Raw genomic sequence first — 23,649 nt, 5'->3', positions numbered from 1 at the left:
GACTCCGGAGGTGCCCGACTTCGACATGCTTGTCATCGGTTCAGGACCGGGCGGCCAGAAGGCCGCCATCGCCGCGGCCAAGCTCGGCCGCCGGGTCGCCGTCGTCGACCGCCCCGACATGGTCGGCGGCGTCTCCATCCACACCGGGACCATCCCCTCCAAGACCCTGCGCGAGGCGGTGCTGTATCTCACCGGCCTCACCCAGCGGGATCTGTACGGCCAGAGCTACCGCCTGAAGGACGACATCACCGTCGGCGACCTCACCGCGCGGACGCAGCACGTGGTCAGTCGTGAAGTGGACGTCATCCGCAGCCAGTTGTCCCGCAACCAGGTCTCCCTGTTCGCCGGGACGGGCCGCTTCGTGGACCCGCACACCGTCGCGCTGACCGAGATCACCGGCCACGAACGGCTGTTGACCGCCGAGAACATCATCATCGCGACCGGCACCCGTCCCGCGCGGCCGGACACCGTCGAGTTCGACGGGCGGACCATCATGGACTCGGACAACGTGCTGGACCTGCCGAAGGTCCCCCGGTCCATGGTCATCGTCGGCGCGGGCGTGATCGGCATGGAGTACGCCTCCATGTTCGCCGCGCTCGGCAGCAAGATCACCGTGGTGGAGAAGCGGGCGGGCATGCTCGACTTCTGCGACCTTGAGGTCATCGAGTCGCTCAAATACCACCTGCGGGACCTCGCCGTCACCTTCCGTTTCGGGGAGACCGTGGCCGCCGTGGAGCGGCACGCCAACGGCACGCTGACCGTCCTGGAGAGCGGCAAGAAGATCCCGGCCGACGCGGTGATGTACTCCGCGGGACGGCAGGGCCTGACCGACGAACTCGACCTGGACAAGGCCGGGTTGTCCGCCGACCGGCGCGGCCGGATCGACGTCGACGAGAACTTCCGCACCTCCGTGCCGCACATCTACGCGGTCGGCGACGTCATCGGCTTCCCGGCGCTGGCCGCGACCTCGATGGAACAGGGCCGTACGGCCGCCTACCACGCCTGCGGTGAGCCGGTGCACCGGATCGACGACCGGCAGCCGATCGGCATCTACACCATTCCGGAGATCAGCTTCATCGGGAAGACCGAGGACCAACTCACGGAGGAGTGCGTGCCGTTCGAGGTCGGGATCTCCCGCTACCGCGAACTCGCGCGCGGCCAGATCATCGGCGACTCGCACGGCATGCTGAAGCTGCTGGTCTCCCCCACCGACCGCACCCTGCTCGGTGTGCACTGCTTCGGCACGGGCGCGACGGAACTCATTCACATCGGCCAGTCGGTGATGGGCTGCGGCGGAACGGTCGACTATCTCGTGGACGCGGTCTTCAACTACCCGACGCTGGCCGAGTCTTACAAGGTCGCCGCCCTCGACGCCACGAACAAACTGCGGCAGATCGACCGCCTCGGCGACTGATCGTTCACAGGAGATTACTCGCTGGTCAATCTTGAAAGCTCAAAAGGTGGGGCTATCATCACACCCACACACGGTGTGACCGTCCGCCGACGCAGCGGTTAAGCGGAATCCGCCATTCCCTTCTGTTGTCCCGACCGGCCACTGACCCGAGGCCACCCCTTTCTCCGGGTCCGGGGCCGGCTCGCTCAACTCCGCACGTCGTGCAAGACGGAAAGCAGCGCATCCATGAGCAACAACAGGGGCAGAGGGCTACAGGCCAACGCCCTCGGCACGTTCGACACCGTGGTGATGGCCGTGGCGGGCAGCGCGCCCGCCTACTCGATCGCGGCGACCACCGCGGTCCTGGTCGGTGCGGTGGGGCTGGCCAGTCCGGCCGCCCTCCTCTACTGCGCGATACCCATGCTGGGCATCGCGCTGGCCTTCAGCTACCTCGGCCGGATCGACGTGAACGCGGGCGCCAGCTACTCCTGGGTGGGGCGCACCCTGCACCCCTTCCTGGGCTTCATCAGCGGCTGGGCGCTGGTGATCTCCGCGACCATCTTCATGGTCGCCGGGTCCCTGCCCGCCGGGTCGATGACCCTGTCCCTGTTCGACGAGGGCCTCGCGGACAACACGGCGCTGTCGACCGTCGTCGGCGCCGCCTGGTTCGTGATCATGCTGCTCGTGGTGCTCGGCGGCGCCCGGCTCACGGTCCGCGCCCAGCTCCTGATGTCCGGTGTGGAGCTGGGGATCCTGGCCCTGTTCGCGGTGTTCGCCGTCGTCCACACCGGCAACGCCCGGGTCTTCGACTGGTCCTGGCTGGGCTTCAGCCACTTCGACGGGGTGTCCGGCTTCGCGTCGGGCGCGCTCATCGCCGCGTTCTACTACTGGGGCTGGGACGTCACCAGCAACCTCAGCGAGGAGACCCGCAACAGCCGTCGTACGACCGGACTCGCGGGCCTCATCGGTGTCGGCATCGTGTTCCTGCTCTTCGAGGTGTTCACCATCGCGGTGAACGTCATCCTGTCCTCGCGGCAGATCCAGAGCAACGACGCCAACGTGCTGGCCGTGCTCGGCGACGAGATCTGGCCCGGCTGGGGCGGCAAGCTGCTGATCGTGGCGGTGATGCTGTCCACCATCGCCACCCTGGAGACCACCCTCATCCAGGTCACGCGCTCGCTGTTCGCGATGGGCCGCGACCGTACGATGCCGGCCGCGCTGGGCCGGGTGCACCGCGCCTGGAACACGCCCTGGGTGGCCATCGTCGTGGTCGGCGGGGTGGCGCTGGCGATGTTCATCGCCTCGAACGCGCTCGGTTCGGTGGGCGAGATCCTCGCCGACGCGATCTCCGCGATCGGTCTCCAGATCGCCGTGTACTACGGCCTGGCGGGCCTCGCGGTGGTCGTCGCCTACCGCAAGATGCTGTTCAGATCGGCGGGCAACTTCCTCTTCGGCGGGCTGTGGCCGCTGTTCGGCGCCCTGTTCATGTTCTGGATCTTCGTCGAGTCGCTGGGCAGCCTGAGCGGCGCCGCGATCAGCATCGGCATCGGCGGTCTCGGCGTGGGCCTGATCCCGATGCTCTGGTACTGGAAGCAGGGCAGCGACTACTACCGGCCCGCGCGGCTGGACGCCGCCCACACCGTGCGGACCGACTACGTCCCCGACGACTTCGTGCCCGAACAGTCCCGGGTCCACCAGGGTCTCCCTACGGACTTCTGAGGGGCATCCGATGGCGCGAGACCGCTTCACCCCCGACTTCGACCCCGACTGCGGGGACGCGCCCCTCAGTTCGGCCCGGCACGACATCGTCATCGGCCGCTGGCAGGGCCTGCGGGACCTGCTGCGCAACACCGGGGCGCACTGGCTGGCCCGCGGCCACCGTGTGCGGACGCTCGCACAGGCCTGCGCGAGCAGTTCGACGGTGGAGTCGTGGCTGGCCGCCGAGCCCGGCAACGTCGACGCGCTCACCCTTCGGGCGGCCACCGAGACGGCCCGGGCCTTCAACCTGGCCATCGCGGCGGGCCGGGGCGTGCCCATCGACCGCAACCGCGTCGACGCCGCCGTCATGGCCTGCCTCCAGGCCGCCGAGACCTACCCGGAGGACCCCACACCCTGGATCTCGCTGATCTCGGTGGCCCGCCTCTACCCGTCGGGCGTACGGCGGCAGGAACTCGCCCGCTGGTGGGACGAGTTGCACCGCCGCGACCCCTACAGCGTCGAGGGCCACCTCCAGGTCCTGCACTACTACTCCTCCCGCTGGCACGGCAGCCACGGCCTGATGTACGACTTCGCCCGCGACGCGGCGGGGGTGGCGCCGCCGGGCTGCGCGCTGCCGGTGCTGGTGCAGTACGCGCGGGTCGAGGAGTACCGCTACGCCCTCGACGCGACCAAGGGCCGGCAGGCCGCCGTGGGCCTCGGCCAGCACTGGACGCACGACGGCGCCGTCAGCGACGTACGCCGCAGCTGGCAGCGCTGGATCGCGGCCCGCGAGGAGGGTCCGGTGCCGCCGGGTGAACTGCGCGACCTCAACTACCTGGCGCACGCGGCCTGTTACGCGGGCACGAAGGAGGTGGCGGCGGCCGTGCTCGGGATGCTGGGGCGGCGGGCGACGCCGACGCCCTGGTCCTACACCGGGGAGGCGGAGAAGCAACTCGTGAAGTGGCGCAAGGAGTTGGGCATCCGCTCCTGAGGGGCGTCCGCTCCTGAGGGCCTACTCGGCGGGCCGCTCCGCGGGCCGGGCCAGGCCCGCGGTCCACTTGTCCTCGATCCGGCCGAACTTCCACACCAGCAGGGCCACGGCCCAGGTCGCGAAGAACAGGCCGACGATGACGAAGCCGATGACGTTGAGGTCGAGGCCCGCGACCCAGTCCCAGAAGAAGCCGTGCAGATCGAGCTTCTCGGCGAACAGGCCCAGGAGTTCGACCGTGCCGATGATCAGGGCGACGGCGACGGACAGCCCGGTGATCGTGAGGTTGTAGTAGACCTTGCGGACCGGCTTGGAGAACGCCCAGCCGTAGGCGAAGTTCATGAACGTGCCGTCGATCGTGTCCAGCAGCGACATACCGGCCGCGAACAGGACCGGCAGGCACAGGATCGCGTACCAGGGCAGGCCGGACGCCGCGCCCGAACCCGCCAGCACCAGCAGCGCGATCTCGGTCGCCGTGTCGAAGCCCAGGCCGAACAGCAGGCCCAGCGGATACATCTGCCAGGACTTGGTGATCGACCTCATGAAGCGGCCCAGAAGGCGGTTCATGAAGCCCCGGTTGTTCAGGTGCTCCTCCAGCGCCTCCTCGTCGAAGTCGCCCGAGCGCATCCGGCGGAACACCTTCCATATACCGGCCAGGATCACGAGGTTGATGCCGGCGATGACGTAGAGGAAGGTGCCCGAGACGGTCGTGCCGATCAGGCCGGTGACGTTGTGGAGCTGGGAGTCGTCGTCGCGGACCGGGCCCGCCAGCGCCTTGACGCCGAGGGAGAGCAGCAGCGTCAGGCCGAAGACGACGCTGGAGTGGCCGAGCGAGAACCAGAAGCCCACCGAGAGCGGTCGCTTGCCCTCGCTCATCAGCTTGCGGGTGGTGTTGTCGATGGCCGCGATGTGGTCGGCGTCGAACGCGTGCCGCATGCCGAGCGTGTAGGCGGTGACGCCCATGCCGATGCCGAAGGACTTCTCGCCGACGCTGTAGTGCCCGGGCGCGACGATCCATACGAGGGTGAACCAGCCGATCACGTGCAGCGCCAGGATGAAGCCGGCCATCCCGCCGACCCTGGTCCACTCCTGCCGCGTCATGGACGTGCGCACGCGGTGCCACAGCGACGGCCGCGGGGTCGCGGCCGTGGCGGGGAGGGTCGGGGTGGACTCGGGGGCGGCCGTCATCGAGGGGTCTTTCTGCCGGGGGCGGGGTCGCGGAGTGCAACCTCGTGCCATCCTCCCGTACCTGCAACTCGTTCGCAGTAACGGTCAGCAAAGCCCACGGCAGGTCTTGCCCAAGGGAAAGGAAAACAGCTGGTCAGGAAGCCAGCAGCCCCCTCCCCAGCCAGTCCTTGGCGTCCTTCGCACCGGGCAGCGCGTAGAAGTAGCCGCCGCCCGTCGGGGAGATGTAGTCGACCAGGGGTTCGTCGATCAGACGGGTCTGGGTCGCCTCGAACTGGCGCTTCACGTCCTGCTGGTAGCAGCAGAAGACCAGGCCCATGTCGAGGTTGCCCACGGCGTCGATGCCCCGGTCGTAGTTGTAGCCGCGGCGCAGGATACGGGAGGTGTCGGTGGCGGCGGTGCGCGGGTTGGCGAGGCGGATATGGGCGTCGAGCGGGATCGCCGTGCCCTTGGGGTCCTTGGTGTACTGCGGGATGTCCGTCTCCTTGGCGCCGTCCAGCGGGGCACCGGTGTCCTTGCGGCGGCCGAACATCAGCTCCTGCTCGCTGAGCGAGACCCGGTCCCAGAACTCGACCAGCATGCGGATGATCCGGATCACCTGGTAGCTGCCGCCGCTCGCCCAGGCGGGCTCGCCCTGTCCGTCGCCCACCCAGATCAGCCGGTCGGTCTCACGGGCCGACTTCACGTCCGGATTGGCGATGCCGTCCTTGAAACCGAGCAGGTTGCGCTGGGCTCCGGTGGGGCGCGGGGTGTTCTGGAAGCCGTCGACACGCCACTTGATCTGCATGCCGCCCCGGGTGTGCCGGGCGATGTCGCGCAGCGCGTGCAGCACCGTGTCCTGCCGGGCGGCGCACACCTGGAGGGACAGGTCGCCGTGGCACTCGGCGGCCCGCAGATTGTCGTTCGGGAACGTCTTCATCGGGGTCAGCCGGCTCGGCCTCGCTTTGGCCAGGCCGTAGCGGTCGTCGAAGAGGGAGGCGCCCACGCCGACGGTCACCGTGAGGGCGTCGGCGGGGACCTCCGGGCCGAGGATGCCGTTGTCGGCGGGCGGCGCGCCGACGCCCAGGTCGGCGGGGGTGCCGCCGGAGGTGAGGAAGCGGGCCCGTTCGGTGATCGTGCGCAGCAGGTCGGCCAGTTCGGCGCGGTTGTCGGCGATCACGTCCAGGGAGACGAAGGTCGCGGCGGCCGGGGCGGGGGTGAGGATGCCCGCCTGGTGCGTGCCGTGGAAGGGCACCTTCGCCGCGTCGTTGCCGTCCGCGGCCTGCGCCTGGGCGGTGCCGCCGGTCTCGGCGAGCGCGAACGCCCCGCCGGCCAGCACCGCGCCGGCGGCCCCGGCACCGAGCGCCGTCCGGACGAAGGAGCGGCGGCCGGCTCCGGCCGGGCAGCCCGGGGTTTCGGCAGTGGACATCGGAGGGTTCCCTTCACTACGGCCGGTGCTGTTCGTGTTCTCGGTGCTCATCAGGCGGACTTCCTGATCTCCAGCAGGTCCGGCACCGGGGCCAGCTCCTCCAGCAACTGCCCGGTGGCGCCGTCGAGTCGGGCCTTCTCCACCTGGCTCAGCTGTTCCACCGGGGTCCAACTGCCGCCGTGGTGCGCCGAGTCGAGCAGCTGCTGCAACCGGGTCACGGCGGCGTCGACGGCCGGAAGCAGCGTCGAGGACTCCTTGGTCAGCAACGGCTTGAGCACGGTGAGGAGTTCACGGGTGCCCGCGAGGTTGCTGTCGACGGTCGCGAGGTTGGTGCCGCTGCCCTCGTCGGTGTCGCCGGTGAGCTCGAACTGGAGGGCGTTCTCCAGGATCTCGTGGGCCCGCAGCGGCAGGTCGCCCGGGTCGAAGTCCTGGGTGGGGAACGCCTTGCGCAAGCCCACGACAGCGGTGGCGAGTTGCTGCGCGGGCACCTTCAGCTCGCTCGCCGACTGTCCGTGCCAGAGCCCGTACTCGATGCGGTGGAAGCCCGCGAAGTCCTTGTCGTCCACTCCCCCGGCGAGCCCGTCGGCCCGGCCGTTGATCTTCTGGTCGAAGTCCTCGAACGTGCCGTAGGCGGCACCCAGCGAGGAGTAGGTGCGGTGCGCCGTCAGCCAGTCGGCGCGTGCCGTGCCGAGGTGGTCGCCCGCGATGTCGGCGCTCAGCCGCCGGGTCTGGGTTTCGAGGGTGGCCAGGCCCTGGTCGACGTACACCTTGTAGGCCTTGAGGGGTGCGGCGAGGTCGTTCTCGGAGACGGGGACGACCGCCTTCGCCGTCGTGCCCCCGCCGCTGACGTGCACGGTGGCGGAGGTGACGGCCTTCGCTCCGGTGGGGACGCAGCGCCAGGCGTACGAGCCGCCCGCGACGGTGGCGACCAGGTCCCGGGTGGTGCCCGGCGCCAGGCCCTCGACCTCGCCGTAGACCGCGCCCGAGACCGGGTCGATGAGGTACACCTCGGACGTCTTGTCGCCGGTGTTGTGCATCTGGAAGGTCTGGCGCCCGGTGTCGGGCGCGGTGAAGCCCTTGCCGCACTCCGTCTCGGAGACGGCGACCGTCTGGGAACTCGCGGGCTTGGGACGGGCGAGGGCGACGACGAGCCCGGCCACGACGGCGGGCACGGCGACCACGGCGACGGGGACCACCCAGACCGGGCGGCGACGCGGAGGCGAAACGGCCTCCGGCACAGGCGTCGACTCCTGCTCCGACTCCGGCATCGGAGTTGGAGTCGGAGCAGGCTTCTTGACCCGCTCGGCGCGCACTCCGCGTACGAACAGGGGCAGGACCACGGCGAGATAGCCGACGTAGGCCACCACCTGGAGCCAGGTCATCGTGGGCATCAGGTTGAACACGCCCTGGATGAGGGTGCTGTACCAGGAGCCGGCGTCGACGCTGCCGCTGAGGTCGAAGGCGTACGTGGTCAGGCCGGGCAGGACACCGCCCTCCTGGAGGTCGCGCAGGCCGTAGCCGAGGACACCGGCGGCGATGACGATGAGGACGACACCCGTGGCGGTGAAGAACTTCGTCAGGTTGATCCGCAGGACCCGGCGGTACAGGCCCCAGCACAGGCCGGCCGCGAGGGCGAGACCGATGGCGGCGCCGGTCAGGGGGCCGGAGGACTCGCCGGCCGCGCGAGCGGTGGTCCACAGGAACAGGGCCGTCTCCAGGCCCTCGCGGCCCACCGCGAGGAACGAGGTGAGCATCAGGACGCCCGCGCCCATGCCGAGCGCGCCGGTGACCTTCTCCCTGATCTCGCCGGAGAAGGTGCGGGCCGAGCGGCGCATCCAGAACACCATCGCGGTGACGAAGGCGACGGCGATCACGCTGAGGACTCCGCCGAAGGCCTCCTGCGCGGTGGCGGAGAGGTTCGCCGCGGTGAACGTGAGGACCGCGCCGAAGCTCAGCGCGAGGGCGATGGCGGCCAGCACACCCGTCCACACCTGCGGCAGACGGGACTTGGCGTCGGCGCGGACCAGGGTGGCGACCAGGATCGAGACGATGAGTCCCGCTTCCAGTCCCTCCCGCAGTCCGATCAGAAAGCTCGGAAACGCGTCGTCCCACATTGGGCGCGACCCCTCCTAGTTAGTGAAGGCATGCCTTACTTCGCGGACCATCATGACTACATGCGTGTAGTCCGTCAGTCATGAACGGGCAACGACCGGGCAAAGGTGTGGAACTCCGCGCGGGTCACGATCGTCTACAGTTGAGTAGACCGTCTACAGATCTGTAGTCGGACACTGGCGAAGAGGATCACGACGATGACCACACCCTTGGACCTGGCGTCCCAGCTCGCCGTCAATGTGCTGGACGCCAAGTCGCTGCTGGCCGCCTTCGGTGTGCTGGGGGTGGGCGTGGTGATGTTCGCCGAGACGGGACTGCTGATCGGGTTCTTCCTGCCCGGCGACTCCCTGCTGTTCACCGCGGGCCTGCTCTGCACGGGCGGCGCGGACCGGGCCGTGAGACTCTCGCTCCCGCCCCTGCTGCTCGCGGCGGCGGTGGGCGCGCTGGCCGGAGCGCAGTGCGGCTATCTGCTCGGCCGGAAGGCGGGCGGCGCGCTGCTCACCCGCAGCCGCTCGCCCCGGCTGCACGAAGGCGCCCGGCGGGCCGAGGAGTTGCTCGACAGATACGGCCACGCGAAGGCGGTGGTGCTGGCCCGCTTCGTGCCCGTGGTGCGCACGGTGCTGAACCCGATGGCGGGCGCGCTCGGGGTGCCCGTCCGGACCTTCACCGTGTGGCAGGTGGTCGGCGGCCTGGTGTGGAGCCTGGGGCTGACGCTCGCCGGGTACGCCCTCGGTTCCTCGGTCCCGAACGTCGACAAGTACCTGCTGCCCATGGTCGCCGTGATCGTCGTCGTGTCGCTGCTGCCGCTCGCCGCCGAGGTGCGCCGCTCGCGCAGGGCGGCCCGGACGGCGAAGGCCGGGGAGGCGCGCGGATGATCCTCGTCGCCTTCCAGGGGTCCTCGATCGACGGCTCGGCCTACGAGGACGTGGTGAACTCGGCGCAGCGGGCGCCCGGTTGGCTGGACGACACGGTCTCGGTCTGGTCGGCCTACGGGCTCGCGCTGTTCGCCGTGCTCATGGTCATCGGGTGGTGGCGGGCGCGCCGGGTGGGTGCCGAGGCGGCGGTGACGGCGCTCGCGGTGCCGTTGGTCGTGGTCGCCGTGTACGGGATCGACACCCTGCTGAAGTCGGTGGTGCGGGAGAACCGCCCCTGCCAGAAGCTGCGCGTGGTCACCCTGGAGGCGTGTCCGGCGCCGGGCGACTGGTCCTTCCCCAGCAACCACGCGACGATCGCTGCCGCCGCGGCGGTCGCCCTGTTCTTCGTCTCCCGCCGGCTGGGCGCCGTCGCGGCCGTGGCCGCGCTCGCGATGGCGGTGTCCCGGGTGTGGGTCGGGGTCCACTACCCGCACGACGTGGTGGCGGGCCTCCTGGTCGGCACGCTCCTCGCGTTCGGCGCGATGGTCCTGGTCCGGCACCGGCCGAACTCCCTGGTACGACGGCTCAGTTCCGGCCGCCTGCGACCGCTGGTGACGTCGTGAACCGCAAGGACGTCGCCGAACTGGCGGGCAGTGTGGGCGTGGGTGCCTGGACCGCGTTCGGCGTGCTGAGCATGGTCGTGATCGGGCGCGGGGGCGCTCCGCTGTTCAGCGACGAGGACCTGCTGTCGTGGTCCGTCGCGCACCGCCCGGAGATGGCCGTGGCGGTGGCACGCGGTGTGAGCGCGACCGGCACGGGCGTCGTCCCGTACGGCATCGTCGTCCTCGCCGCGCTCCTCACCGCCCGCACCGTACGCCGACGCCTCCTCGCCGCGCTCCTGGCCGCGGCCTGCCTCGCGGCCGGACAGGCGCTGCGCTACGGCGTGATGACCCGGATCGCCCGCCCCCGCCCGCTGCGCGCCGACTGGGCCGGACACGCCTCGGGCTGGTCGTTCCCCTCGGGCCACACCACCACGGCGGCGATCACCGCCGGACTGGTGATCGTCGCGATACGCCTGCGCGCCCCGCACGGCCGCACCGCGCTCTGTCTGGCCGTCGGCTGCTGGGGCGCGCTGGTCGGAGTGACCCGGGTGTACCTGGGCGTGCACTGGTTCACGGACGTGGCGGGCGGCTGGCTGTTCGCCATCGGCTGGCTCGGCGTGTGCCTGTGCGCGGCGGCCCGGTGGCTCCCGTCGCGGTTGCTCGCGAACGCGCCCGACACCGCCGGACCACGGGAGGAGCATGCGTCCCGGGGGCAGGTGTCGTAGCCGGTCGGCGTTCTCGGCGGATGTTCTGCGTCGCCGTTCTTGGTCGGGCCGTGCCCGTGCCGTCAGGTGGTCGCGGCCGGTGAGACGGTCGGGCCGTCCGGTTGGTTCTGGCGCTGGGCGACCATCTCGCGGGTCAGTGCCTCGGTCTCCGGTTCCGGGAGCCGCTCGAAGCCGTTCTCGGTGATGATCGAGACGATGGGGAAGATACGGCGGTTGATGTCGGGGCCGCCGGTGGCCGAGTCGTCGTCGGCCGCGTCGTAGAGGGCCTGGAGCGCGGTCAGGGCCGCGTCGCGCCGAGACATGTCCCGCCGGTACAGCTTCTTCAGGGCGCCCCTGGCGTACGGGGAGCCGGAGCCCTCGGCGTGGAAGTCCGGCTTCTCGTAGGTGCCGCCGACGACGTCGAAGGTGAAGATGCGGCCCTTGGCGCCCTCGGGGGCGGTCGGGTCGTAGCCGACGAGGAGCGGTACGACGGCGAGGCCCTGCATGGCCTGGCCGAGGTTCTGCCGGATCAGGCCGGCGAGGCGGGTGGCCTTGGCGTTGAGGGTCATCGGGATGCCCTCGATCTTCTCGAAGTGCGTCAGCTCGACCTGGTACAGCTTCACCATGTCGACGGCGAGCCCGACCGTGCCCGCGAAGGCGACCGCCGTGTAGTCGTCCGCCGGGTGCACCTTCTCCAGGTCGCGCTGCGCGATGACGTTGCCCATGGTGGCCCTGCGGTCGCCGGCGATCAGTACGCCGTCGCCGTAGGTGAGCGCCAACACCGTGGTGCCGTGCGGGAATTGGCCGTCGGCCGCGGTGACACCGTCCGGGAAGGGACGGCGGGTGGGCAGCAGCGCGGGCCGGTGGGCGGCCAGGAAGTCGGTGAAGGACGAGTTTCCGGGAGTGAAGAACTCCTCCGCCAGCCGGCCGTCGCTCTCGTTCCCTGCCATGCCACTTCCTCTCGACCGTGCGCGGGCCAATAACGGTGTCCTACCTGAACTCGCGGGACGGGAAACGCCGTTCGGTGTCAGAGGTCCTTGCGGCGGACCAGTACCCCGAGCACCAGCAGGCCGGGAACCAACGGCAGCCACACGGTGAGCAGCCGGTAGCCGAGGACGACGGACGCGGCGGCCGACGCCGTGGTGCCCGAGGCGGTGAGGGCGAAGACCAGGGCGGCATCCAGCGAGCCGATGCCGCCCGGCGTGGGCAGCAGGGCGGCGGCGCTGCTCGCGGCGAGATACAGCAGCGCCACCCGGGCCGGGGACAGCGGCAGTTCGACGGCCTGCGTGACGCAGATCAGCACCAGCGAGTGCAGTCCGGCGAAGGCCAGCGAGCCGCCCCACAGGGCCACCGCCCGCTGCGGTCTGGCGTGCACGGCCCGGATGTCGGTCAGCACCGCCGCGAGGGCGCGTCTGCACCGGGGCCACAGTGGGCAGTTGAGCAGGACGGCCACCAGCGCGAGGACGGCGAGCGCGATGCCCAGCACTCCCACGGAGACGTGCGGGACGCGCAGTACTCCCGGGCAGGCCGTCGCGAGCACACCGATCAGCACGATCCGGACGACCACTCCGGCGGTCGCCTTCACGGCGAGGGCGCTGGCCGAACGGCCGACCGGGAGCCCGCAGCGCATCAGGAACCGCAGGTTGACGGCACCGGCGCCGAGCCCGGCGGGCAGCACGTGGTTGGCGGCCGACGCGGCGAGCTGCGCGGCCACCAGCCGTCCGCCGGGCAGCCGTTGGGGCACCGCGCCCTGCTGGGCGAGCGCCGAGGACGCCCAGGTCCCGAGCGCGGCCGTCCCGGCGACGAGCAGCCACCCCTGATCGGCGACGGCGAGCCGCCCGGCGCCGTCGGCGAGCACGGGCCAGTGCCGCCGGAGCAGACAGACCACGGCCACGAGCACGCAGAGCGTCGACAGGCCCTGCCAGTAGGCGTGCCGGCGTCGGGTGCCGGTGGCCGGGGTGAGGTCGGGGGGTGCCGTCACGAGTCCGGGCCCCTCTCCGTGCTCGGCGCGACGCGGATTTCGAGCGTGCCGTGGCGGTGGACGGGCCAGTCGTGGGCGTAGGCGGGTGGGCGGCCGCCGACCGGTGTGAGGTCGGCGACGGGCATCCGGCGGGCGGTGCGGTCGATGACGGTACGGCTGGTGTTGGCGTTGTGGCCGCCGGTCGCGGCGGAGGCGCAGCCTGTGTAGAAGGCGACCGGAATGGCGTCCTGCCCGGTGAGCAGGCACGGCTTCCGCACGCCGAGGCGGTGGAGTTCGGCGGCGGTGCGGGACCAGTCGCGGTGCTGGGCGTTCGTGCGGCTCACCGTGCGTTCCAGGACGGCGAGTTGGATCGCCAGATGGCCGGCGAGGCCCACCGCGAGCAGGGTCACCGCGATCCGCCGCCACGCCCCGGTCGGTCTCACGGCCAGCTGGACGAGGGCGTCGGCGACCGGGATCGCGACCAGCGCGTAGGCGGGCAGCAGGAAGCGCGGGGCCGCGTAGCCGATCATGAACAGGTACGGGAAGGCGGCCGTCGCGGCGCAGGCGAACGGGACGAGGGTGGGCGCGGTGCGCCGGGCGCGGACGGCGACGACCAGTCCGGCGACGGCGAGCACGGGCAGCACGAGCCACCACACGTCGACCAGCGGGTTGGGCATGGCGCCGGTGCACGGGCGGCACAGGGCGCGTCCGCCCAGGCTGCGCAGCTGGTCGGTGACCGCGAGGTGCCAGCCGAGGCCGCCCTCGATCGCCGAGGCGTCGTGCAGCCGCTGCGCCAGACCGCCGTAGCTGACGTAGGCCTCGATCACCCATTCCACGGCGCCGGACGCGAGTCCGGCGAGGAGGGCGGCGAGCAGCCGCCAGTGGCGCGAGAGAAGACAGAGGGCGAGGAGCGGGAGGGTCGCCCAGACCGCGTCGGTGGGCCGCATCCACGCCATGAGGGACGCGCTCGCCACCAGGCCCCACAGGGGCGCGCGGCCCGCGCGGTCGGCGCGGGCCCGCAGGAAGCAGCCCGCCGCGGCAAGGGCGCCCACGGCGACCCAGTAGTTGGGCATGGCCTGCGGACCGTAGAAGAGGGTCACCCAGAGGGAGGCGAAGAGGGCGCCCGCCACGGCCAGGACGCGGGTCGGGAACAGGGTGCGCCAGCTGCGGAGCGCGAGGAAGAGGGCGAGGCCGGAGAGGGCGGCAAGGTAGACGCGCAGCAGGGCGGTGGACGAGGACCAGGAGGTGACAGGTGCCACCAGGAGGGAGATGCCGCGGGCGCGGGGTGCGCTGAAGAAGGCGGCGGGGGCGTGCGCGCTGATCTGGCTGACGTACACGGTCTCGTCCCAGCCGAGGCCCAATCCAGGGCGTACCAGCACCAGTTGGGCCAGGGTGAAGGTGGCGGCCACCAGTGCGAGGGGGTACTCGGGGCGGCCGGGCGCAGTCGGCGGTCCGGGCCGTCGGGTACCGGCGAGTGTGGTGTACGTGCTGCCGGACATGAGCCACCCTCCCCCCTACAGTTTGTAGGGTTACCGGCACCCTACAGCCTGTAGGACCGAAGACGGGAGCCGGGGAAAACATGGACAAACTATCCCGGCGCAGGCATGGTCGCGGCCCGTAATTCAGCCAACAGGGGGAGCGCGTGGCCGTCGTTCAGACGGAGGGCGGCTCGGCGGCGTCGCGGAAGGCGGCGAGGCGCAGGGCGAGGTCGAGGTCGTGGCGGTCCGGGCCGGTGCGCAGGTCGACGCCGGTCAGCGCCTTGATGCGGTCCAGTCGGTAGTAGAGCGTGGTGCGGTGCAGATGGAGGGCGTCCGCCGCGGCCTGGACGTCGCCGCCGAGGTCCAGGAAGGTCCGGGTGGTGATCATCAGGTCGGGGGTCTTCTGCGCGCGGAGTTCGTCCACTCCGGGATGGATCTCGGCCGGAGTCAGCCCGGCGGGCGCCTCGGCGACCATCCGCCACGCGCGCAGACAGTCCCAGCTCGGCCGGGCGAGGAGCGCGCCCGCGCGCAGCGCCTGGAGGGTGAGGCAGGCGCGTCGGACCGCCTCGCGCAGGTCCACCAGGGGCAGCGGCGGTCCGCTGGTGGCACCCGGGTGCTCCGGGCCGACCGGGTGGGCGGTCAGTCCGCAGGACAGGGGCCAGCCGCCGCGCCGGGGGTGTTCGTCCACCACGACCCGGGCGTCGTCGGGCAGGCGGGTCAGGACGGTGAGGCGCCGGGCGGCCTCCTCGTCGGGGGCCCGTTCGAGCCGTCCGAGCAGGTCGCGGAGTTGCCTGTCCTCGTCCTCGGGCGCCGAGCCCGCGGCGATCACCCCGATGGCCCGGTCGGCCGCCGCGGCCAGGGCGGGGACGGCGTCCTCGCTCACCCTGCCCTGGGGGTCCAGCACCCACAGATAGCCGACGAGGTGGTCGGTCACCCGCAGCGGGACGCACCAGCGCCGCTCCATGTGCGCCTCGGGCACGGCGGGCACCACGAGGGGGCCGACGGCACGGGCGAGGCCGAGCCGCTCGACGGCGTCCAGGGTCGCCGAGGTGACTCCGCGCCGCAGGATGCTGTGCAGCCGGACCTCGTCGACGTCGGTCTGCACGCTCCAGCTCAGGGCGCGGAAGCTCGCGTCCTCGATGAGGACGGAGAGGCCGAGCCGCTCGGCCAGGGAGTCGACCACCGCTTGCAGGGTTTCCACTGAGGCCACTTCGCAATGGTAAGGCCATTATTCGACCGGGGGGAAGAGTGTTAGAAAGTCCTTGTGACTACACCAAGGACACCCGCCCGGGAGCTCTTCAAGGAACTCGCCCGCACCCGTTCCGTCGACGACATCGTCGACCAGCTGCGCCAGGCGGTGCTGACCGGACGCGTCCCGGACGGTGAACGGCTGCCCAGCGAGCGGGAGTTGGCCGAGGCCTTCGGGGTCAGCCGGGCGACCGTGCGGGAGGCGATCCGGGTGCTGGAGGCGGCCGGGATCGTACGGGTGCGGCTCGGGGCACACGGGGGCGCCTTCGCCGCCACGCCGGGACCGGACGTCGTAGGACTGGCCCTGTCCTCGCTGCTGACCCTGGCACCGGCGACCGGGAAAGAGCTGGCCGAGTTCCGGTACACCTTCGAGCAGGACAACGCGGAGCTGGCGGCCCGCAACATCACCGCCGAGCAGCGGGAACAGCTCGCGGAGCTGCTGGCGGCGGCCCGCGCCGCCCGGCACTGGAAGGACCTGGAGCGCGCCGACTTCGCCGTCCACGAACTGCTGGCGGTGGCGTCCGGCAACTCGGTCAGGCTCGCCATCTCGCGGGGCATCCACGACGCGGTCCTGCGCGTGTTCGAGCGCACCGAGCCGCAGCCGTCGTCCGCCTCGACCCTGCGCGAGGACACCGTGGCGGTGGCCTCGGCGGTCCTGGACGGCGACCCGGCCGCCGCGCAGCTGGCCATGCGCGTCCACATGAGCCGCTGGGTCGAGGACCCCTCCGCGCTGCCCCGCCGCACCTCCGGAACCACCGAGAGCTAATGGCCTAGCCATTGACGAGTGACCGGGCGGGCTGCGATGCTCCGAGGGCCGGGGCGTGCCCGTGACGGGCGCGCCCGCACTCGGAACCCGCTCGGAGGTAGCGATGACCACCCCTGCCGGCCGTACGGCCCTCTTCCCCGTAGGACCGACCGCCCCACTCGGCTTCGCCGCGGGCTCGGCCGAGCGGGAGCGCGTGAACGCCGCGCTGAAGGAGATCCGTTCCGCCGACTTCGACGTCCCGAACGTGATCGACGGTCAGGAGGTGCGCACCGGGCGGACCGAGCGGATCGTCACCCCGCACGAACACGCCCACAGCTTCGGTCGGGTCCACCACGCGGGCCCCGCCGAGATGACGAGCGCGATCGACGCGGCGAACCGCGCCTCGGCCTGGTGGGGCAGGCTCAACTGGGAGGAGCGGGTCGCGCCGTTCCTGCGCGCCGCGGACATGCTCCAGTTCGGCCCCTGGCGTGACCGGCTGAACGCGGCCACCATGCTGGAGCTGTCGAAGACGACCTACCAGGCCGACATCGACGCGGCCTGCGAGACGGTCGATTTCATCCGCTTCAACGTCAAGAACATGCTCGACATGTACGCCTCCCAGCCCGGCTCCAACCCCGGCGCCTGGAACCGGATGGAATACCGTCCGCTGGAAGGCTTCGTGTTCGCGGTGACGCCGTTCAACTTCACCTGCATGAACAACCTGGCCTTCGCCCCGGCCGTGCTCGGCAACACCGTGGTGTGGAAGCCCGCCGAGAGCGCCTCGCTGGTCGCCCACCTGTCGCTTGAGCTGCTGCGCGAGGCGGGCCTGCCCGACGGTGTGATCAACCTGGTGCACGGCACCGGTCCGGACCTCGGCCCGACCGCGCTGGCCCACCGCGACCTGGCCGCCGTCCACTTCACCGGGTCGACCACCACGTTCCAGCACATCTGGCGCACGGTCGGCGAGAACGTCGCCGGGTACCGCAACTACCCCCGCGTGGTGGGCGAGACGGGCGGCAAGGACTTCATCCTGGCCCACCCCAGCGCCGACGTGGAGGCCCTCGCCGTGGCGTGTGTGCGCGGCGCCTACGAGTTCCAGGGCCAGAAGTGCTCCGCCGCCTCCCGGCTCTACGTCCCGCGCAGCCTGTGGCCGCGCCTCAAGGAACGGCTGATCGCCCTCACCGAGACGGTCGTCACCGGCGACCCGACCAGGCCCGAGACCTACGTCGGCGCGGTCATCAACGCCCGTCAACACGCCAAGCACGCCGAGGCGTTGGCCCGCGCGCGGGCCGAGGGCCTGGTCGTCGTCGGCGGCACCACGGACGACTCGGTCGGCTGGTTCGTCGACCCGACCGTCCTCGAAGTCGACGACCCGCACTCGCCGTTCATGACCCAGGAACTGTTCGCCCCGGTCCTCACCACGTTCGTCTACGACGACTCCGAGTGGGCGAAGGTCCTCGAACTGGTCGACTCCTCCACCTCGTACGGCCTCACCGGCGCGGTCTTCGCGCAGGACCGGGCCGCCGTGGAGGAGGCCGACGCCGCATTGCGCTACACCGCCGGCAATTTCTACGTGAACGACAAGCCGACCGGTTCCGTGGTCGGCCAGCAGCCTTTCGGCGGGGCCCGCGCCTCCGGCACCAACGACAAGGCCGGCACGGTCTGGAATCTCATCCGGTTCGCAAGTCCCCGCACCACGAAGGAAAACCACATACCGGCCACGGAATACCGTTACCCGCACCTGGATTCGTGACGCGACACCCCGTCCGACCTGCCCCCGGCGCCCATGCGCCGGGGGCATTCGCGTATGCGGGAGCGGGATCCGTAACGCTTCCATTTCCCGCGCGAACACACGGTGTTGCTTTCGACATCGGTCGGAGAAGCCGACCCACATCTCCTACGCCAGAAGATATCGCGACCCCGCGGAACAGCCCCACGATGTACCCCAACTTGAGCCGGAGTTCCGGCGGCTGTCCAAAGGAGTACGTCATCATGTCGCATTCCCCAGTTACACCCGTGCTCGACGAGGGGGCGGACGGAAAGCTGCGCCGCACCATGACGCTGCAACAGGTGCTGTTCCTCGGCGTCGGCGCGCAGATCGGCTCCGGCTGGCTGTTCGCGATGCTCTACGCCGCCGGGGTGGCGGGCCCGGCCGCGATCCTCTCGTGGCTGATCGGCGGCGCGCTGATCCTGATGGTGGCGCTGGCCTGGATGGAGGTCGGGGCGGCCCTCCCGCGCAGCGGCGCCATCGTCCGCTACCCGTACCTCACGCACGGCGGCCTGACCGGCTGGATCATGGGCTTCTCGTACTGGATCGCCAACGTGTCCCTCCCGCCGATCGAGGCCCTGGCGGTCATCACCTACCTGGGCAGCGCCTTCCCGGGGCTGGACCTGATGGAGGTCAAGGGCGGGGTGTCGGTGCTGACCTGGCCGCTCGGGGTGTCCGCCGGGATCGGCCTGATGGCGTTGTTCTACGCGATCAACGCCTTCGGGGTGAAGCTGCTGAGCGAGACCAACCGCTGGATCACCTGGTGGAAGATCGTCATCCCGTCGGCGACCTTCGTGCTGCTGCTGTTCGTCTTCGACTCCTCCAACTACACCGCGCACGGCTTCTTCCCCAACGGCGGCGGCTCGGTCTTCGAGGCGGTCGCCACCACCGGTATCGCCTTCGCGCTGATCGGCTTCCGCGGGGTGCTGGACTTCAGCGGCGAGGTCGTCAACCCGCGCCGGACCATCCCGTGGGGCACCATCGGCTGCATCCTCATCCCGCTGGCCGTGTACCTCGCGCTCCAGGTCGCCTTCATCGGCGCGGTCAACTGGGGCTCGGCCGGGATATCGGTCGGCGACTGGAGCGGCCTCGGGGGCAGCGGCTGGGCGGACGGCCCGCTGCTGCACGCGCTGCGCGCCTCCTCGCTGGCCGCGCTGGGCGCCTTCGCGACGGTCCTGCTGATCGACGCGGTGGTCTCCCCGGCCGGCGCGGGCTACATCTTCCTCGGCTCCACCGCGCGGGTCGGCTTCGGCCTGAGCATCCACGGCTACTTCCCCCGGGTCTTCCAGAAGACCAACAAGCACGGCATCCCGTGGGTGTCGGTCGCCGTCTCCTTCGTCGTGGGCTGTCTGTTCTTCGCCCCCGCGCCGAGCTGGTACCGCCTGGCGGGCTTCATCAGCGCCGCGATGGTCCTCAGCGCCCTGATGGCCGCCGTCTGTCTGCCGGTGCTGCGCACCCACTCCCCCGAACTGCCCCGCCCCTTCCGGCTGCGTGCCGCCGGCTTCTGGTGCCCGGCCGGCTTCCTCGGCGCAGCCGCGATGATCTACTGGGCCGGCTTCACGACCCTGGTCAACCTCACCGTCGTCCTCTTCGCGGGCCTCGCCGTCTACGGCGCCCACTACCTGCCGCACCGGGGCTGGCTGGACCGCCGTACCGGCATCGCGGTCAGCGCGGTGTTCCTGGCGGCCTGGTGCTACGTCAGCGACAAGGGCGGCTGGTTCCTCAGCGCCGACGGCACGGCGGCGGCCGGGAGTTGGTCGTTCACCGGGTACTTCGCGGCGAGCTGCGCGCTGGTCATCGGCTACTGCGTGCTGCTGTGGGTGCTGACCGACGCCGAGGCCAGGCCGCACACGGGCCGTGCCGCCTGGCTGGTGTTCTTCCTGCTGGCGACGCTCGTCGTGTCGTACGTCGGCGAGTTCGGCCCGCTCAAGGAGTTCGCGTTCCCGGTCGGCACGCTCATTGAGCTGGTGGTGGCCCTGATCGCGTACTACTGGGGGGTGGCCTCCGGGTTCGCCACCGAGGGGCTGCGGGAGGCCGTGGCCCTGGAGGTGGCGAAGGAGCACCGGAAGCAGCCCGTCACCACCGCGGCGGGTGGCTGAGTACCGGTGCCGGACCGGTACGAGCCACCCCGCCCGACAACCGGGCACCGGTGTCCGCCGGTGCCCTCAGCGAGAGCGAGCACAGCCATGGACGTCAGCGCGTACATCGACGACGTGTACACGGAGGTCCGCCGACGCGGCCCGGGAGAGGCGGAGTTCCACCAGGCGGCGGCCGAGGTGCTGCACTCCCTGCGGCCCGTCCTGGAACGGCATCCCGAGTACGCGGACTCCGGCATCCTGGAGCGACTCGTCGAGCCGGAGCGGCAGTTGATGTTCCGGGTGCCGTGGGTCGACGACACCGGCCGGGTCCGCGTCAACCGGGGCTTCCGGGTGGAGTTCAACAGCGCGCTCGGCCCCTACAAGGGCGGGCTGCGCTTCCACCCGTCCGTGAACCTCGGGATCGTGAAGTTCCTCGGTTTCGAGCAGATCTTCAAGAACGCCCTGACCGGGATGGCGATCGGCGGCGGCAAGGGCGGCTCCGACTTCGACCCCAAGGGCCGCTCGGACGGCGAAGTCATGCGGTTCTGCCAGTCGTTCATGACCGAGCTGTACCGCCACCTCGGCGAGCACACCGACGTGCCGGCCGGTGACATCGGCGTCGGCGCCCGCGAGATCGGCTTCCTCTTCGGCCAGTACAAGCGGATCACCAACCGCTACGAGTCCGGCGTCCTCACCGGCAAGCCGGTCGGCTGGGGCGGCTCCAACGTCCGTACGGAGGCGACCGGTTACGGCACGGTGTACTTCGCCGCCGAGATGCTCGCCACCCGGGGCCGGTCCTTCGACGGGCGGCGCGTGGTGGTCTCCGGCTCGGGCAACGTCGCCGTGTACGCCATCGAGAAGGTGCACGCGCTCGGCGGCACGGTCGTGGCCTGCTCCGACTCCTCCGGCTACCTCGTCGACGAGGACGGCATCGACCTGGCGCTCCTCAAGGAGGTCAAGGAGGTCCGCCGGGAGCGGATCTCGGCCTACGCCGAGGCCCGGCCGACCGCCCGCTTCTCGGCCCGCGGCACGGTCTACGACGTCCCGTGCGAGATCGCCCTGCCCTGCGCGACGCAGAACGAGGTGCGCCGGGAGGACGCGGTCGCGCTGGTCAAGAGCGGGGTGCTGGCGGTCGCCGAGGGCGCGAACATGCCGTGCACGCCGGACGCGGTGGAGGTGTTCCGGGAGGCCGGGGTCCTCTTCGCCCCCGGCAAGGCGGCGAACGCGGGCGGGGTGGCCACCTCGGCACTGGAGATGCAGCAGAACGCCGCCCGCACCACCTGGTCGTTCGCCGACACCGAGGCGAAGCTGGCGACCGTGATGCGCTCCATCCACGCGGAGTGCCGCGCCACGGCGGAGACGTACGGCGGCGACGCCGAGGACTACGTGCTCGGCTCGAACATCGCGGGCTTCCTGCGGGTGGCGACGGCCATGACCGCGCAGGGCGTCGTCTGACGAACCCGCCCACCGGGGGCCGGAGTCCGGAGGTGCCGGTGACCGCGCGCGACGCGGGCACCGGCACCTCCCCCTGCGGCAACCGCCGCAGCGCCTCGTTCAGCGGCGGGCCAGCATGCTCACCGAGTTGGCCGCGACGACCGCTCCGATCGCCGCCCACTCCAGCGCGCCCAGGCCCTGGCCGAGCCCGATCCAGCCGACGAGTGCGGCGAGCAGCGGGTTGACGCTCATGAACAGGCCGAACGCCTGCGCGGGCACCCGGCGCAGCGTGAACAGGTCGGCGAGGTAGGGCACGGCGGAGGAGAGCACCCCGGCCACCACCGCGCAGCCGACGGCGGTGAGGGTCGGCGGGTGGCTCAGGGCGACTGCCGCGCCGACGGGCAGGAACATCGCGGCGGAGACCAGGGAGGCCGCCGCCGCGCCCTGCGCACCGGGGACACGGCTGCCCACGGTCCGGTTGAGCAGGATGTACGAGGCCCAGCAGCACGCGGCGAGCAGCCCGAGGCCGAGGCCCAGGTAGTCGGTGGACGGCTGCGGGCGCATCAGGGTGACCGCGCCCGCGGCGGCGCACAGGGCGCACACCGCGTCGATCCGGCGGCGGGCGCCGGACAGCGCGATGGCGAGCGGGCCGAGGAACTCCAGGGTCACCGCGAGCCCGAGCCCGATCCGGTCGATGGCCGTGTAGAGGGAGAGGTTCATGGTGCCGAAGACCAGCGCCAGGGCCAGCACCGGCCGCCACTGCCACCACGTGAGGCTGCGCAGCTTCGGCCGGGCGACGGCCGTCAGGACGACGGCGGCGACGTACTGGCGGACCGCGACGACCCCGACCGGCCCGAGCACCGGGAAGGCCAGCGAGCCGATCGCGGCCCCGGTCTGGTTGGAGAGCCCGCTGCCGATCATCGTGGCCACACCGGCCAGCCGGCGTCGGGCCGACTCCTCCGGCGGAGTGGGCGACGGGGAGGAGGAAGCGGAGGAGGAGAGGGGCGCGGAGGCGGGGAGGGGCGCGGAGGCGGGAAGAGTAGCGGCTCGCATGACTCGATCGTCCGCCCGTCGGACCGCTGCGCAAAATGCATCCGGCGATCCATCCATACGCCACGGTCATGGATACGCTGGAGTCATGGATCTGGAGCTACGGCACCTGCGCTGTCTGGTCGCCATCGTCGACGAGGGCACCTTCACCGACGCAGCCATCGCGCTCGGTGTCTCCCAGGCGGCCGTCTCCCGGACCCTGGCCGCGCTCGAACGCACCCTGGGCGTACGGCTGTTGCGGCGGACCTCGCGCGAAGTGGCGCCGACCCCGATCGGGCTCCAAGTGGTGGCCCAGGCGCGGCGGGTGCTCGCGGAGGCGGACGACCTGGTCCGGGCGGCCACCTCGGGCCACACCAGCCTGCGGGTGGGCTACGCCTGGTCGGCGCTCGGCCGGCACACGGCGGCCTTCCAGCGCCGCTGGGCGAAGGCGCACCCGGCCACCGACCTGCATCTGATCCGGCTGAACTCGGGCACGGCGGGGCTCGCGGAGGGCGCCTGCGATCTGGCGGTGACCCGTCGCGACCTGGACGAGCGCCGGTTCGACTCGGCCATCGTGGGGCTGGAGCGGCGGATGGCGGCGGTGTCCACGGAGGACGTGCTCGCCACCGGCGGCCCGGTCCGGCTCGCCGACCTGGCGCAGCGCACGCTGCTGGTGGACCGGCGGTCCGGGACGACCACACCGGAACTGTGGCCGCCCGGCTCCCGTCCGGCGACGGAGGACGTCCATGACGTCGACGACTGGCTCACCGTGATCTCCAGCGGCCGGGCCGTCGGCATGACCGCCGAGTCCACCGCCCACCAGTACCCGCGCCCCGGCGTGGCCTACCTTCCGGTGCTGGACGCCGAGCCGATCGTCGTACGGCTGGCCTGGTGGCGGGACGACCCGCATCCCGCCACCCAGGCCGTGGTGGAGCTCCTCACCACGCTCTACCGCACCGGCTGAC

At 71.4% G+C, this 23,649-nt stretch carries 19 protein-coding genes; 11 read left to right on the top strand and 8 right to left on the bottom strand.

Going from position 1 to position 23,649, the window contains the following annotated elements; all coding sequences use genetic code 11:
• The first annotated feature begins 10 nt into the window (after nucleotides 1–10).
• The 3 genes from sthA to ACIQPR_RS24190 all read left to right on the top strand — a co-directional run bounded on the left by sthA (nucleotide 11) and on the right by ACIQPR_RS24190 (nucleotide 4,082).
• Entirely contained in the window at nucleotides 11–1,414 is a 1,404-nt protein-coding gene (sthA, locus tag ACIQPR_RS24200) for a Si-specific NAD(P)(+) transhydrogenase (RefSeq protein ID WP_403651638.1), read from the top strand.
• A 225-nt stretch (nucleotides 1,415–1,639) separates the two neighbouring features.
• The gene (locus ACIQPR_RS24195) at nucleotides 1,640–3,112 is read left to right on the top strand and encodes an APC family permease (RefSeq protein WP_403651636.1); all 1,473 of its coding nucleotides are present in this window, start codon (nucleotides 1,640–1,642) and stop codon (nucleotides 3,110–3,112) included.
• A gap of 10 nt (nucleotides 3,113–3,122) precedes the next feature.
• Nucleotides 3,123–4,082, top strand: coding sequence for a hypothetical protein (locus tag ACIQPR_RS24190; RefSeq protein ID WP_403651634.1), 960 nt, complete (start codon nucleotides 3,123–3,125; stop codon nucleotides 4,080–4,082).
• A 21-nt stretch (nucleotides 4,083–4,103) separates the two neighbouring features.
• Here ACIQPR_RS24190 and ACIQPR_RS24185 read toward each other — a convergent pair whose 3' ends face one another.
• The 3 genes from ACIQPR_RS24185 to efeU form a co-directional block, all read right to left on the bottom strand.
• A complete protein-coding gene (locus ACIQPR_RS24185; protein ID WP_403651632.1) occupies nucleotides 4,104–5,267 on the bottom strand; it encodes a HoxN/HupN/NixA family nickel/cobalt transporter in 1,164 nt (387 codons plus the stop codon).
• A gap of 133 nt (nucleotides 5,268–5,400) precedes the next feature.
• The gene (efeB, locus tag ACIQPR_RS24180) at nucleotides 5,401–6,672 is read right to left on the bottom strand and encodes an iron uptake transporter deferrochelatase/peroxidase subunit (protein WP_403651630.1); all 1,272 of its coding nucleotides are present in this window, start codon (nucleotides 6,670–6,672) and stop codon (nucleotides 5,401–5,403) included.
• 50 nt (nucleotides 6,673–6,722) lie between these two features.
• Nucleotides 6,723–8,786 carry an iron uptake transporter permease EfeU gene (gene efeU, locus ACIQPR_RS24175; RefSeq protein WP_403651628.1) on the bottom strand — a complete coding sequence of 688 codons (2,064 nt, stop codon included), beginning with the start codon at nucleotides 8,784–8,786 and terminating at the stop codon, nucleotides 6,723–6,725.
• 195 nt (nucleotides 8,787–8,981) lie between these two features.
• On the opposite strand from efeU, the gene ACIQPR_RS24170 reads away from it, so the two are divergent.
• The 3 genes from ACIQPR_RS24170 to ACIQPR_RS24160 are packed head-to-tail and all read left to right on the top strand — an operon-like array spanning nucleotide 8,982 to nucleotide 10,965.
• The gene (locus tag ACIQPR_RS24170) at nucleotides 8,982–9,659 is read left to right on the top strand and encodes a DedA family protein (RefSeq protein WP_403651626.1); all 678 of its coding nucleotides are present in this window, start codon (nucleotides 8,982–8,984) and stop codon (nucleotides 9,657–9,659) included.
• On the top strand, nucleotides 9,659–10,261 hold the full coding sequence (locus ACIQPR_RS24165) for a phosphatase PAP2 family protein (protein ID WP_403652658.1): 603 nt from the start codon (nucleotides 9,659–9,661) through the stop codon (nucleotides 10,259–10,261). Before ACIQPR_RS24170 ends, ACIQPR_RS24165 begins: the two co-directional genes overlap by 1 nt.
• Nucleotides 10,258–10,965 (top strand): phosphatase PAP2 family protein, encoded by a 708-nt coding sequence (locus ACIQPR_RS24160; protein ID WP_403651624.1) that lies wholly within the window; start codon nucleotides 10,258–10,260, stop codon nucleotides 10,963–10,965. The genes ACIQPR_RS24165 and ACIQPR_RS24160 overlap by 4 nt, the downstream gene beginning before the upstream one ends.
• Nucleotides 10,966–11,027: 62 nt before the next feature.
• On the opposite strand, the gene prcB is transcribed toward ACIQPR_RS24160, so the two are convergent.
• From prcB to ACIQPR_RS24140, 4 genes are all read right to left on the bottom strand, one after another.
• Nucleotides 11,028–11,894, bottom strand: a complete 867-nt coding sequence (gene prcB / locus ACIQPR_RS24155) for a proteasome subunit beta (RefSeq protein ID WP_403651622.1) — start codon at nucleotides 11,892–11,894, stop codon at nucleotides 11,028–11,030.
• A 77-nt stretch (nucleotides 11,895–11,971) separates the two neighbouring features.
• Nucleotides 11,972–12,925: a YbhN family protein gene (locus tag ACIQPR_RS24150; RefSeq protein WP_403651620.1), complete on the bottom strand. Its 954-nt coding sequence runs from the start codon at nucleotides 12,923–12,925 to the stop codon at nucleotides 11,972–11,974.
• On the bottom strand, nucleotides 12,922–14,403 hold the full coding sequence (locus ACIQPR_RS24145) for a hypothetical protein (protein WP_403651618.1): 1,482 nt from the start codon (nucleotides 14,401–14,403) through the stop codon (nucleotides 12,922–12,924). Before ACIQPR_RS24145 ends, ACIQPR_RS24150 begins: the two co-directional genes overlap by 4 nt.
• Before the next feature lie 154 nt (nucleotides 14,404–14,557).
• Entirely contained in the window at nucleotides 14,558–15,592 is a 1,035-nt protein-coding gene (locus ACIQPR_RS24140) for a helix-turn-helix domain-containing protein (RefSeq protein ID WP_403651616.1), read from the bottom strand.
• A gap of 54 nt (nucleotides 15,593–15,646) precedes the next feature.
• On the opposite strand from ACIQPR_RS24140, the gene ACIQPR_RS24135 reads away from it, so the two are divergent.
• From ACIQPR_RS24135 to gdhA, 4 genes are all read left to right on the top strand, one after another.
• Nucleotides 15,647–16,396, top strand: a complete 750-nt coding sequence (locus ACIQPR_RS24135) for a FadR/GntR family transcriptional regulator (protein WP_403651614.1) — start codon at nucleotides 15,647–15,649, stop codon at nucleotides 16,394–16,396.
• A gap of 103 nt (nucleotides 16,397–16,499) precedes the next feature.
• Nucleotides 16,500–18,128 carry an L-glutamate gamma-semialdehyde dehydrogenase gene (gene pruA / locus ACIQPR_RS24130; protein ID WP_403651612.1) on the top strand — a complete coding sequence of 543 codons (1,629 nt, stop codon included), beginning with the start codon at nucleotides 16,500–16,502 and terminating at the stop codon, nucleotides 18,126–18,128.
• 239 nt (nucleotides 18,129–18,367) lie between these two features.
• Nucleotides 18,368–20,242: an APC family permease gene (locus tag ACIQPR_RS24125; protein WP_403651611.1), complete on the top strand. Its 1,875-nt coding sequence runs from the start codon at nucleotides 18,368–18,370 to the stop codon at nucleotides 20,240–20,242.
• An 87-nt stretch (nucleotides 20,243–20,329) separates the two neighbouring features.
• On the top strand, nucleotides 20,330–21,676 hold the full coding sequence (gene gdhA / locus ACIQPR_RS24120; protein ID WP_403651610.1) for an NADP-specific glutamate dehydrogenase: 1,347 nt from the start codon (nucleotides 20,330–20,332) through the stop codon (nucleotides 21,674–21,676).
• A 99-nt stretch (nucleotides 21,677–21,775) separates the two neighbouring features.
• On the opposite strand, the gene ACIQPR_RS24115 is transcribed toward gdhA, so the two are convergent.
• A complete protein-coding gene (locus ACIQPR_RS24115) occupies nucleotides 21,776–22,708 on the bottom strand; it encodes an EamA family transporter (RefSeq protein ID WP_403651608.1) in 933 nt (310 codons plus the stop codon).
• Between the two features lie 85 nt (nucleotides 22,709–22,793).
• On the opposite strand from ACIQPR_RS24115, the gene ACIQPR_RS24110 reads away from it, so the two are divergent.
• Nucleotides 22,794–23,648, top strand: a complete 855-nt coding sequence (locus ACIQPR_RS24110; RefSeq protein ID WP_403651606.1) for a LysR family transcriptional regulator — start codon at nucleotides 22,794–22,796, stop codon at nucleotides 23,646–23,648.
• The last annotated feature ends 1 nt before the right edge of the window (nucleotide 23,649 follow it).

It is taken from the genome of Streptomyces sp. NPDC091280, assembly GCF_044768565.1.
In the GTDB taxonomy this organism is placed as follows: Bacteria; Actinomycetota; Actinomycetes; order Streptomycetales; family Streptomycetaceae; genus Streptomyces.
The sequence above is the reverse complement of the archived record's forward strand: the minus strand, read 5'-3'. Positions and strand labels throughout refer to the sequence as shown.